Source organism: Kitasatospora sp. NPDC114501 (assembly GCF_055633695.1).
Map to the genome: position 1 here is coordinate 60772 of NZ_JBVKDS010000016.1, position 12411 is coordinate 73182.

The 12411-nt window shown below is 71.7% G+C and carries 8 protein-coding genes and 1 pseudogene; 2 read left to right on the forward strand and 7 right to left on the reverse strand.

Going from position 1 to position 12411, the window contains the following annotated elements:
• Positions 1–4: 4 nt before the first annotated feature.
• The 3 genes from ACZ7RU_RS27790 to ACZ7RU_RS27800 are packed head-to-tail and all read right to left on the reverse strand — an operon-like array spanning position 5 to position 4474.
• Positions 5–1951: an ABC transporter permease/substrate-binding protein gene (locus ACZ7RU_RS27790; protein ID WP_470343700.1), complete on the reverse strand. Its 1947-nt coding sequence runs from the start codon at positions 1949–1951 to the stop codon at positions 5–7.
• A complete protein-coding gene (locus tag ACZ7RU_RS27795; RefSeq protein WP_470343701.1) occupies positions 1941–3461 on the reverse strand; it encodes a sugar ABC transporter ATP-binding protein in 1521 nt (506 codons plus the stop codon). The genes ACZ7RU_RS27790 and ACZ7RU_RS27795 overlap by 11 nt, the downstream gene beginning before the upstream one ends.
• Entirely contained in the window at positions 3458–4474 is a 1017-nt protein-coding gene (locus ACZ7RU_RS27800) for a LacI family DNA-binding transcriptional regulator (protein ID WP_470343702.1), read from the reverse strand. Before ACZ7RU_RS27800 ends, ACZ7RU_RS27795 begins: the two co-directional genes overlap by 4 nt.
• A 441-nt stretch (positions 4475–4915) precedes the next feature.
• Here ACZ7RU_RS27800 and ACZ7RU_RS27805 point away from each other — a divergent pair.
• Positions 4916–7471, forward strand: a pseudogene (locus ACZ7RU_RS27805) (beta-L-arabinofuranosidase domain-containing protein); the annotation flags it as partial.
• Positions 7472–7486: 15 nt separating this feature from the next.
• Positions 7487–7636 carry an RICIN domain-containing protein gene (locus ACZ7RU_RS27810; RefSeq protein WP_470343844.1) on the forward strand — a complete coding sequence of 50 codons (150 nt, stop codon included), beginning with the start codon at positions 7487–7489 and terminating at the stop codon, positions 7634–7636.
• Between the two features lie 317 nt (positions 7637–7953).
• On the opposite strand, the gene ACZ7RU_RS27815 is transcribed toward ACZ7RU_RS27810, so the two are convergent.
• From ACZ7RU_RS27815 to ACZ7RU_RS27830, 4 genes are all read right to left on the reverse strand, one after another.
• Entirely contained in the window at positions 7954–8712 is a 759-nt protein-coding gene (locus ACZ7RU_RS27815) for a thioesterase II family protein (protein WP_470343703.1), read from the reverse strand.
• Positions 8713–8793: 81 nt separating this feature from the next.
• The gene (locus ACZ7RU_RS27820; protein ID WP_470343704.1) at positions 8794–10029 is read right to left on the reverse strand and encodes a cytochrome P450; all 1236 of its coding nucleotides are present in this window, start codon (positions 10027–10029) and stop codon (positions 8794–8796) included.
• Positions 10026–11954 carry an amino acid adenylation domain-containing protein gene (locus ACZ7RU_RS27825; protein WP_470343705.1) on the reverse strand — a complete coding sequence of 643 codons (1929 nt, stop codon included), beginning with the start codon at positions 11952–11954 and terminating at the stop codon, positions 10026–10028. Before ACZ7RU_RS27825 ends, ACZ7RU_RS27820 begins: the two co-directional genes overlap by 4 nt.
• Before the next feature lie 101 nt (positions 11955–12055).
• Positions 12056–12400 carry a nuclear transport factor 2 family protein gene (locus ACZ7RU_RS27830; RefSeq protein WP_350515195.1) on the reverse strand — a complete coding sequence of 115 codons (345 nt, stop codon included), beginning with the start codon at positions 12398–12400 and terminating at the stop codon, positions 12056–12058.
• Between the last annotated feature and the right edge of the window lie 11 nt (positions 12401–12411).

Consider the following 12411-nt stretch of genomic DNA (forward strand, 5'->3'; position numbering starts at 1 on the left):
CGTCTCAGCCGCTGAACCCGGCCACGGTCTCCTTCGTGACCACCTTCACCGGCACCTTGATGGTCTCCTCGACCTTCTCACCCTTGATCGCCTTGACCGCGTTGTCCACGGCGATCTTCCCCAGCTGCGACGGCTGCTGGGCCACGGACGCGTACAGCGTCCCCTGCTCGACCGCCTTCAGCCCGTCGGGAGTTCCGTCGAAGCCGACGACCTGCACGGATTCCCCGGCCTTGGACCCGAGCGCCTTCACCGCGCCGAGCGCCATCTCGTCGTTCGCGGCGATGACGCCCTGGACGTCCGGGTGCGCCTGGAGCAGGTTCGACATGACGTCGAGCCCCTTGGTCCGGTCGAAGTCGGCCGGCTGCTGCGCGACGACCTCGATCCCCGGGTACGCCTCGAGTCCCTTGGCGAAGCCCTCGGCCCGCTCGCGCGCGGCGGAGGTACCGGCCAGTCCCTGGAGGATCACGATCTTCCCGCTGCCACCGAGCTTGTCCGCGACGGCCTTCGCCGCCTGCTCACCGCCGGCGACGTTGTCGGAGGCGACCAGCGCGTTCACGTCGGCCTTGTTGACGCCGCGGTCGACGGCGATGACCGGGATCTTCGCCTTGCCCGCGGCCATCACGGGGTTGCTCGCCGCGTCGGAGTCCACCGGATTGACGACGATCGCCCCGAGCCCCGAACTGGTGAAGTTCTGCAGCTGGTTGGCCTGCTGCGACGCGTCGTTCTGCGCGTCGGTGACCGTCAGGTCCACCCCCAGCTCCTTCGCCTCGGCCTGCGCACCCGACCGGATCTGCACGAAGAACGGGTTGTTGAGCGTGGAGAGCGAGAGGCCGATCTTCTGGCTGCCGGACTTCGGATCGTCGTGCAGGAACGACGTCGCACCCACGACCGCGACCGCTACGACGGCCGCGAGTCCGTACGTGGCGACCTGCTTGCCCCTTCCACCGCCGGGCGCCCCGATCGCCGTGGGAGCGGCTCCGGCCTTGCGCCGAACCGTGTCGAGCAGCACCGCCAGCGCGATGACGACACCGATGACGACCTGCTGCCAGAACGCGGAGACGTTCAGCAGATTCAGCCCGTTGCGCAGCACCGCGAGGATGAGCGCGCCGATCAGCGTCCCCGAGGCCTTGCCCGTACCCCCGGCGAGGGAGGCGCCGCCGATGACGACGGAGGCGATGGCGTCCAGCTCGTACCCGGTGGCGGCCTGCGGCTGCGCGGAGGAGAGCCGGGAGGCCAGGACGATACCGGCGACCGCGGCGAACACACCGGACAGCGCGTAGATCGCGAGCTTCTGCTGGGGCACCCGCAGACCCGAGAGCCGGGCCGCTTCCTCGTTGCCGCCGATGGCGTACATCGAGCGGCCGATGTACGTACGGCCGAGGACGAACGCCGCGATCAGCCCCATGGCCACCATGACGAGCACCGGCACCGGCAGCCACCCGCCGAGCGTGTCGCCCAGGTGGGAGACCGAGGCCGGGAACGCGATCGGCGATCCGTCCGAGATCACCAGTGCCAGACCGCGCCCCACCGACAGCATCGCGAGCGTCGCGATGAACGGCGGCAGCTTGCCGTACGAGATCAGGAAGCCGTTCACCAGGCCGGCGGCCACACCCGTCGCCAGCGCCAGCAGCACCGCGAGGACCACCGGCACTCCGTGCGCCGTGGCGCTCCACGCCAGCACGGTCGCCGACAGCGCGGCCACCGAACCGACCGACAGGTCGATGCCCGCCGAGACGATCACGAAGGTGACGCCGAAGGCGAGGACGGCGGTCACGGCCGCCTGGACGCCGACGTTGAGCAGGTTGTCGGTGGTGAGGAAGTCGCCCGACAGCGCCGACATGGCGATGACGAGGACGATCAGCGCGGTCAGCGCGCCGTTGTCGAGCAGCAGACGGCGCAACGTCGCGGCGCCACCGGCGCCCGTACCGCTCTTGAGCGTTTCAGCGGCCACGGGGGGCCTCCAGTTCGGTAGTGGGAATGCTCACGGCCAGCGACATGACCGCGTCCTGCGTGGCCTCGTCGGCGGACAACTCGCCCGCGATCCGGCCCTGGGCCATCACCAGCACCCGGTCGCTCATGCCGAGCACCTCGGGCAGATCGCTGGAGATCATGAGTACGGCGGCCCCGGCCGCCGTCAGTTCGTTGATGAGCTGGTAGATCTCGACCTTGGCGCCGACGTCGATGCCGCGGGTGGGCTCGTCGAGGATCAGCACCTTGGTGTCGGCCAGGAGCCACTTGCCGATGACGACCTTCTGCTGGTTGCCCCCGGACAGTGTGCGCACCTGCTGACCGAGCCCGGCCATCCGTACGCCGAGCTGCCCGGCGATCCGCGCCGCGGCGTCGTGCTGGCCCTTGAGGTCGACGACTCCGGCTCTGGTGGCGGACTTGAGCGTGACGAGTCCGAGGTTCTCCTCGACCGACTGGTCGAGCACGAGCCCCTGACCCTTGCGGTCCTCGGGCACCAGCCCGATTCCCGCGGTCATGGCGGCGCCGATGTCGTGCCGCTTCAGCGAAGCCCCGGAGACGCGGACCGTGCCGCGGTCGTACGGGTCGGCCCCGAAGACGGCCCGGACCACCTCGGTGCGACCCGCCCCGACCAGCCCCGCGACGCCGACGACCTCGCCGGCCCGCACCTCGAAGCTGACGTCGTGGAAGACACCGTCCCGGGACAGTCCCTCCACGGACAGCAACGCCCTGCCCGGGACAGCCCGCTCGCGCGGGTACTGCTGCTCGATGGACCGGCCCACCATCAGCCGTACGAGCTCCTCCTCCGGCGTGGAGGCGGGCACCTGGCCGACCGACCTGCCGTCCCGGATGACCGTGACCCGGTCCCCGAGGGCGGCGATCTCCTCCAGGTGGTGCGTGATGAAGACGATCCCGACGCCGTCCTCGCGCAGCCTGCGCACGATCACGAACAGCTTCTCGACCTCCTCGGAGGTCAGCACGGCCGTCGGTTCGTCCATGATCAGAACCCGCGCGTCCAGGCTCAGCGCCTTCGCGATCTCGACCATCTGCAGGCGCGCGATGCCGAGTTCGCGCACCCGCGCGCGGGGCGACACGTTGACGCCGACGCGCTCCAGAAGCTCCGAGGCGTCCGCCTCCATCCTCTTCCGGTCGATCATCCCGAACCGGCGCGGCTGGCGCCCCAGGAAGATGTTCTCGGCGACCGTCAGATCGGGGACGAGGTTGAACTCCTGGTAGATGGTGGCGATCCCGAGCCGCGCGGAGTCCTGTGCACCATGGATGCGGACCTCCTCACCACCGACCAGGACGCGGCCCTCGTCGGGTGTGTGGGCACCGGAGAGCATCTTGATCAGGGTGCTCTTTCCCGCACCGTTCTCACCGAGCAGCACATGGACCTCGCCCCGCCGCAGGTCGAAGTCGACGCCGTCCAGCGCAACCACCCCGGGGAAGGACTTCCGTATGCCCTCGATGCGCAGCAACTCGTCCGCGTCGCTCACGACTGGCTCCTGTTCGTTGCGGGGTTCTCGCCGCACGAGCGGCGAACGACGAGACGGGCGGGCAGCGTCACGGATCGCGGCGCCCGCCCCTCGATGCGGTCCACGAGCGCGCGCACGGCGGCCCGGCCCAGCTCGCCCGTGGGCTGGGCGATCGCGGTGATCGGCGGGTCCGTGTGCACGAACCAGCGGATGTCGTCGAACGCGGCGAGCGCGATGTCCTCCGGCACCCGCAGACCACGGGCGCGTACGGCGTCCAGGGCGCCCAGCGCCATCAGGTTGTCCGCCGCGAACACGACCTGCGGGGGCTCGGTGAGGTCGAGGAACCGCTCGGTCGCCCGCCGGCCGCTGTCGGCCTGGAAGTCACCCTGGCCGATGTACTGCTCCGGCAGGTCGAGGCCGCACTCCTCCAGCGCCTCGCGGAACGCCTCCACGCGCTCCTGCCCGGTCGTGGTGGCCGCCGGCCCGGCGATGATCGCCAGCCGCCGGTGCCCCAGCCGGTGCAGGTGCGCGACGAGATCCCGCACGGCACCCCGCCCGTCCGCCCGCACCACCGGCACGTCGACGCCGGGGATCCACCGGTCCACGAACACCATCGGTGTCCCGGCCCGGGCGGCGTCCAGCATGAGCGGCGACCCGCCGTCGGTGGGCGAGACCAGGAGCCCGTCGATACGGCGGTCCAGAAGCGTCCGTACGTGGTGGTCCTGCAGTTCCGGCCGCTCGTCGGCGTTCCCGATGATCACGCTGTACCCCAGCGCCCGCGCCTCTTCCTCCACGGACCGTGCGAGCTCGGTGAAGTACGGATTCAGCACGTCGCTGATCACGAGGCCCAGGGTGTGGGTCTGATCGGTACGCAGCGACCGCGCCACGGCGTTGGGCCGGTACCTGAGCGACGCGACGGCGGCCAGTACCCGCGCCCTCGCGTCCTCGCTCACCGAAGGGTGCTCATTCAGGACACGCGAGACGGTGGCGACGGACACACCTGCCTCCGCGGCGACGTCCTTGATGCTCGTCACAGCCGCCCCACCTCCTCGTGGAATCGATTACATCGATGTGTGGACATGATTGGAATCGATTACAAGCCCTCAGGGCAAGCCCTGAGCCGGTGGCTGAAACCTGATCGTGATGAACGCCGCGCCGATGGACCCGCCGTCGGTGCGCGGGGCGGTCCGGACGGTTCCGTTCCGGCGTGTGCGGGGGAGGCGGCGGGGCGCCTTGACGCCGTGGAGGAGGGCGAGGGGGGACGACGGCGCATCGCGCACGCTGCCGTCCGACTGCCTCCGAGGGGGGCGGAGCGGGAGCGCGCGGAGTGGGGGACGGCCTTGCCGGCGCTGCCGTCGAAAGCATTGACACGCCAATTGTGAGCGCTAACACTCTTGTCACCGGCGGGCGCCGCACCACGCTTCCTTGGCCTCCGCACGCCCACTTTCCTCCTCTCACGCACCGTGGAGTTCGCCATGCCGGCTCACCCCTTCAGCCGCCGTGCCGTGTTCAAGGCGACCGGCGTCGCGGCCGTGGCCGCAGCCGCCGGCCCCGTCCTCGATCCCGTGCCCGCTGCCGCGCAGACGCCCCCGGCCAGGTCCGACGTCGGAGTGTCGACGGTCCCGTTCGAGCTGGGCCAGGTCCGGCTCACCGGCGGCCGATGGCTCGACAACCAGAACCGCACCCTGGCCTACCTTCGCTTCGTCGACGTCGACCGTCTGCTGTACAACTTCCGCGCGAACCACCGGCTGTCCACCAACGCCGCTGCCACGAACGGCGGTTGGGACGACCCGGGGTTCCCCTTCCGCACCCACGTGCAGGGCCACTTCCTCTCGGCGTGGGCCCAGGCCGCCGCCGCGCTCGGGGACACCACCTGCCGCGACAAGGCCGACCGGATGGTGGCCGAACTCGCCAAGTGCCAGGCCAACAACGCTGCCGCGGGCTTCTCCGCCGGCTACCTGTCGGGCTTCCCCGAGTCCGACTTCGCCAAGCTCGAAGCGGGCAACCTGAGCAACGGCAACGTCCCGTACTACTGCGTCCACAAGACCATGGCCGGTCTGCTCGACGTGTGGCGCCTCCTGGGCAGCACCCAGGCCCGCGACGTGCTCCTCGCACTCGCCGGCTGGGTCGACCGCCGCACCGCCGCGCTCACCTACGGCGCGATGCAGTCGATGCTGCGCACCGAGTTCGGCGGCATGAACGAGGTGCTGGCCGACCTCTACCAGCGGACCGGTGACGCACGCTGGCTGACCACCGCTCAGCGGTTCGACCACGCCGCGGTCTTCGACCCGCTCGCCGCGAACCTGGACCAGCTCAACGGCTTGCACGCCAACACGCAGGTGCCCAAGTGGATCGGAGCCGTCCGCGAGTACAAGGCCACCGGAACGACCCGCTACCGTGACATCGCCGCCAACGCCTGGACGATCACCACCGGCTCGCACACCTACGCCATCGGCGGCAACAGCCAGGCCGAACACTTCCGGCCCGCGAACGCCATCTCCGGCTACCTCACCGACGACACCTGCGAGCTCTGCAACTCCTACAACATGCTCAAGCTGACCCGGGAGCTGTGGCAGCTGAGCCCGGACCGGGCCTCGTACTTCGACTTCTACGAGAAGGCGCTGCTCAACCACGTCATCGGCGCCCAAAACCCGGCCGACCCGCACGGCCACATCACGTACTTCACCTCCCTCAACCCGGGCGGCCGCCGAGGCAAGGGCCCGGCCTGGGGCGGCAGCACCTGGAGCACCGACTACGGCACGTTCTGGTGCTGCCAGGGAACGGGCATCGAGTCCAACACCAAGCTGATGGACTCCATCTACTTCCACGACGGCACCACCCTGACGGTGAACCTGTTCCTCCCGTCCGTCCTGAACTGGACCCAGCGGGGCATCACCGTCACCCAGACCACCGCCTTCCCGGCCGAGGACACCACGACGCTCACGGTCACCGGCAGTGCCGGCGGGACGTGGTCCATGCGCGTCCGCATCCCCGGATGGACCTCGGGTGCCAGCGTCAGCGTCAACGGCGTCGCGCAGAGCGTCGCGGTCACCCCGGGCACGTACGCCACCCTCACCCGGTCCTGGGTCTCCGGCGACACCGTCACCGTGAAGCTCCCCATGCGGGTGGCGCTCCAGGCCACCGCCGACAGCCCCGGTGTCGCGGCGATCACCTACGGCCCCACCGTCCTGGCCGGCAACTACGGCAGCACCGCGCTGTCCGCCCTCCCCGCCCTGGACCCCACCACGATCACCCGGACCAGCAGCACCGCCCTCGCCTTCACGGCCACCGCCAACGGGGCGACGGTCGGCCTCGGCCCGTTCCACGACGCCCAGGGCTTCAACTACACCGTCTACTGGCGGACCGACGGCGTGGGTTTCCACCTGGTCAACGCGGCCAGCGGACTCGTCCTCGGTATCCAGGACATGTCCACCGCCGACGGCGGCCTCGCCCTGCAGTGGCCCGACACCGGCACCGCCGACCATAACTGGGCCCTCGTCGTCGACGGCACCGCACTGCGGCTGCGCAACGTCAACAGCGGCAAGGTCCTCGGCGTGAAGGACATGTCCACCGCCGACAACGCCCCGATCCTCCAGTGGGCCGACACGGGCACCGCCGACCACCGGTGGACCGTCGTCGACGCCGGCAACGGTTACCACGAGTTCCAGAACGTCCACACCGGCAAGCTGCTCGGCATCGCCGGCGGCTCCACCGCCCAGGGCGCCGCTGCCGTACAGCTGCCCGGCAGCGGTGCCGCCGCCCAGTGGCAGTTCGCCCCCGTCGGCGCCAGGCGGATCCAGAACGTCAACAGCGGCAAGGTCCTCGGCGTCCAGAACATGTCCACCGCCGACGGCGGCCTCGCCGTCCAGTGGGACGACAACGGCACCGCCGACCACCTCTGGTCGGCCGTCCTCGACACCGGCGGCTACCTGCGCCTGCGCAACTCCAACAGCGGCAAGGTCCTCGCCGTGGAGAACGGCGGCACCGCCAACGGCACCCGGATCGTCCAGTGGGCCGACAACGGCGCCGCCGACCACCGGTGGCGCCTGCGCCACGGCGGTGGCGACACGTTCAGGATCCAGTGCGCCAACAGCGGCCGCGTCCTCGGCATCTCCGGCGCCTCCACCGCCTGGGGGGCGCAGGCCGTGCTCTGGGACGACAACGGCACCAGCGACCACCTGTGGCGGTTCATCTGATCAGGCGTCAGGTTCCTGCGGTCGCCTTCGTCGACCCTGCCCTCGCGGCCGCCATCGGCCGCCAGGAGCAGGCCGTCCTCAACCACCGCGGCCCCTGGGACCAGTTCGCCATGGCCTCGCCGAGAAGGCCGACCAGGAGAACGCCACCGCCCGCACCGCGGCCGCCACCAACAGCCAGGCCCTCGCCGGACGCCGCGCCCGCCACGGCGAAGCGCTTCGCGCCGGCGCCGGTCAGCCGCGGCACGTGTATCGATCGCCGCGGGTGCCCGTCGATCCGTCCCGGGCCTCGAAGGCCGGAGGCCCGGACGGGTCCGGTGTCAGGACGTGCGGGAGCGGGTGGGCGTCAGGTCCGCGATCAGGAGCGCCAGCAGTTCCGCCGGTGCCTCGATGAAGCGGTAGTGGCCCCCTTCCAGGAGTTCGAAGGCCGTCTCGCCGCAGGCCGACCATCCGGCCATCAGGGACGGCGCGATGCCCGTGTCCTCGGTCCAGCCGATGGCGGTGACCGGGCACGGCAGCCGGACCGGCTCGGCGACGTGGTACCGCTTGTTCATGTCGACGTCGTTGCGCAGGACGCCGAGGTAGAGCGCGAGCAGGCTCGGTTCCAGGGTGCCGCCCAGTTCCGCGACGAGCCCGCGCAGTTCGGCGGCCAGCTCCTCGTCGCTCATGCCAAGGAAGCGGCCGTAGGGGCCGTCCTGCGGCGCGACCTCGGAGGAGACGAACAGCCTGGTCGGGGCGGGGCAGCCCCGCTGGACCAGCCGTACGGCGGTCTCGTACGCCGCCAGCGCGGACCCGCAGTGGCCGAACAGGGCGTAGGGGCGGTCCAGGTAGGGGCGCAGCGCTTCGCAGAGGTCGTCGGCCAGCGCCTCGTAGGTGGTGTGGGCGGGCTCGCGCATCCGGTTCTCCCGGCCGGGCGGCTGCACGGGGCAGACCTCGACGCCGTCGACAGATGACGGCCACTGGCGGTACATGCTCGCACCGCACCCGGAGTAGGGCAGGCAGAACAGCCGCGCCGGTGCCACCGGCGACGGCTCGCGCAGGAACCACTTGTTGCGGGTACGGGCCGTCGGAGCGTCCACTGATGACCTTCCGTGTGGGGTTTCTTCTCGGGTTCGGCGGCAATGAAGGCAGCCGCGGTGACAGGGCCGTGGCGCCGGCTCCTACCGGGTCCGCGCGGTGATCGGCAGGTGCGTGAAGCCCGCGATGACGTTCGAGCGCATCCGCCGCGGCGTCCCGGCGAGCTCGAACCCGGTGAACCGGCCGAGCAGTTCGGCGAACAGGATCCGCAGGGCCACCCGTGCGACGGTGTGTCCGATGCAGTAGTGCGCGCCGACGCCGAAGGCGATGTGCTTGTTGGGCCGCCGTCGGATGTCGAAGGTGTACGGGTCGGCGAACACGCTCTCGTCGCGGTTGGCCGACGCCAGCCAGACGACGACCGCGTCCCCCGCAGGGATCGGCACGCCCCGGACCTCGACGTCGCGGGTGGCGTGGCGCATGAAGTGCTGGGTGGGCGACGCCCATCGCAGTGCCTCCTCCACGCCGCTGCCGAGCAGTTCCGGGTGGGCCGCCCAGTCGTCCAGGACCCCCGTCCCGGCCAGTTCGGCCATCGCCGCGACGGGTGGCTGGGCGGTGGTGACGGTCGCACCGAGCAGCAGGCTGTAGCAGTTGGACACGATCTCGCCCGGCGACAGTCGGCGTCCGTCCAGTTCCATCGTGAGCAGCACGCTGACCAGGTCGTCACCCGGTGCGCGCCGGCGCTCGGTGACGAGGTCCTGGAAGTAGGCGAACAGTTCGCGGTGGGCGGTCACGAGGGTGGTCCGGGGGCCGTCGGCGAGCTGGAACTCCGGGTCGTCCGCGGCGATGCAGGCGTGGGCGAGCCGGACCAGCCGCGGCCAGTCCTGTCGCGGTAGCGCCATCATGGTGCCGATCACCGCCATCGGCAGGGTGGCCATGGCGGCGGCGAAGTCGTACGGGCCGCCGTCGGCCAACGGCCGGAGCAGCTCGACCACGACCCGGCGGATGGCCTCCCGGTCGTTCTCCACCGTCTTGATCGACAGCGCCTGCTGCAGCGGGCCGCGCAGGTGCGCGTGCCGGGGCGGGTCGGTCGCGGCCATCTGGCGGCCGCCGGCGGGGTCGCCCTTGCCGAGGAGGTTGAGCAGGGTGCCCTGTTCGGAGGTGAACGCGGCGTGGTCGCGGAGGACCCGGTTGGCCTCGGCGTAGCCGACGATCGACCAGTAGCCGATGTCGCCGACCGGCTGCCAGCTCACCGGGGCTTCGCGGCGTAGCCGTCGCCACGCCTCGTGTGCCCCGCCCGCGTGGTAGAGGTCGGGGTCGATCAGGTCGACCGGCTGCGGGGCGAGGACCGGGCAGCGCGTGGTCGGGGGAACCGCCGTCATCGGGGCTGCTCCTCCCCCGCCGCGTCGGCCGGAACCCCCGCCGGGTCGGCCGGGCCCCCAACCGGGCCGTCCGTCGGGCTGCCCGGGCCCGACGTCCGCATCCGCGCGGTGAGGGCCGTCGCCAGCTCGGCGACGGTGGGCGACATGTACAGGGTCTGCGCGGGGAGGTCCACGTCGAACTCGCGCTGGGTGGCGACCAGGAGGTCGGTGGCCAGCAGGGAGTGTCCGCCGAGGTCGAAGAAGTCGTCGTCGACACCGACCGGTTCGATGCCGAGGACGTCGCCCCACAGGTCGGCCAGTCGCGTCTGCACCTCGGTGCGGGGCGGGACGAACTCGTTGGGCACGTTGCGCGGTACCCGGGTGGCGGTGGGCAGGGCCCGGCGGTCGATCTTCCCGTTGCGGTTCACCGGCAGTTCGGGGCGGACGAGGATCGCCCAGGGGATCAGGTAGTCCGGCAGCCTGTCCCGTAGTTCGTGGCGCAGCCGCCGGCCGAGGTCGGCGTTGCTCTCCGGTCCGGATTCCGCGGGCACGACGTAGGCCAGCAGCCGGGTGCCGCCCGCCGGATCGGGCTGCGGCAGCACGACCGCGTGCCGCACGCCGGGGAGCCGCTCCAACTCGACCTCGACGGCGCGCGGTTCGGCGCGGTAGCCCTGGACCTTGACCTGGTCGTCCGCGCGGCCGACGAACTCCAGCGTGCCGTCCGGCAGCCAGCGCACGAGGTCGCCGGTCCGGTACATCCGGGCCCCCGGCTCGGTGCCGAACGGATCGGGCAGAAACCGTTCGGCGGTCGCGGCCGGGCGGCCCAGGTAGCCGCGGGCCAGGCCCGCACCGGCCACGTACAGCTCCCCGCACTCGCCGACGGGCACCGGCCTGAGCTCGTCGTCGAGCACGGCGACCCTGGTGCCGCTGATCGGGCGGCCGATCGGCACGCTCCGCAGCTCCGGGAGGGTGCTGCTGGTCCAGCAGGTCGTGTACGTGGTGTTCTCGGTCGGTCCGTAGCCGTTGGTGAAGAGCAGCTCCGGGTGGCGGGCCAGCAGGTGCTGGACGTGGCCCGGCGAGGCCACGTCGCCCCCGGTGAGGACGTGCCGCACGTGGGCGAACGCCTCCGGGTGGGAGCTCACCATCTGGTGGAGGAGCCCGGTGGTCAGCAGCAGGACCGTCACGCGCTCGGCCCGGATGACGCGCGCCACGTGCTCCAGCGTGATGGCGACCGGAGGGAAGAGGACCAGTCGGCAGCCGTTGACCAGGGGGGCCCAGATCTCGAACGTGGACGCGTCGAACGCGACCGGCGCGAGGTGGAAGAAGACGTCCTCGGCCCGGACGTCCACCCAGTCCGCGCCCCGGACGAGCCGGTCGATCGCCCGGTGGGGCACGCCGACGCCCTTGGGCTCGCCGGTGGAGCCGGAGGTGTAGCTGACGTAGGCGAGCCGGTCCGGGTCGCCGTGGCGGACCGGTGCCGCCGGCCCGGTGGCCGGCTCCCGCACCGGGCCGCCCTCCGTCACCGTGACGACGGTGCCGGGCAGCCGCCCCCGCCGGGCCTCCTCGGTGATCACCATGCCCGCGCCGGCGTCCTCGAGCAGCAGCGCGTGGCGGCCCGCCGGGTCGTCCGGTTCGAGCCCGAGGTAGGCCCCGCCCGCGATGAGGACGGCGAGCAGGGCCACGATCAGCTCCGGCGACCGGGGCACCAGCACGCCGACGACGTCCTCCTGCGCCAGTCCGGCCGCCCGCAGTCGCCCGGCGAGCCGGTTGGCGCGGTCGTTGAGCTGCTGGTAGGTCAGGGTCCGTCCGTCGCAGGTGACGGCGGGCGCGTGCGGGGCCCGCGCCGCCTGTTCGGCGACCAGCTCGTGGATCGCCCGGGCTTCGAACGGTGGCCGTCCGGTGCCGACGAACGCCGGGATGTCGGAGGTGAGGACCGTCTTGGTCAACTGCTTCCCGCTTTCCTGTGCTGAAGTGTCCCCGTCGGGGTTGAACGCGCGACCGCGAGGGCGGTCGCCGCCGGTGCCGCTGTGGCCGCTGTGGCCGCGCCTCAGACCGCCGGCACGTGGAAGAAGGTGTCCCGCGCGGCGATGCGGCCCTGCGGCGTCATCCGGAAGAAGTCCGCGAACCGCAGCTCGACCTCGCCGCCGTCGTGCAGCACGCCGCGGAACAGGCCGTGCACCGCCACCTCGTCGTCGGTCGTGACCACGGTGGCCAGGGTGTGCACACCGGAGCGGATCACCCGCTGGTCGCGGTAGAAGCGTTCCAGTTCGGCGTGCCCGACCATGGGCGGGTATCCGGGGCGGTGGTAGCGGGCGTCCGGGGTGAACAGGGCGACCAGTGCGGGCACGTCGCCGGCGTCGACGAGCCGGTAGTACCGGCGGACCTGGGACACCCCCGGTGCCG

Coding starts and splice junctions, on each gene's coding strand:
- ACZ7RU_RS27820 (WP_470343704.1), bottom strand. CDS start 10,029: ATGACGGCGGTTCCCCCGACCACGCGCTGCCCGGTCCTCGCCCCGCAG.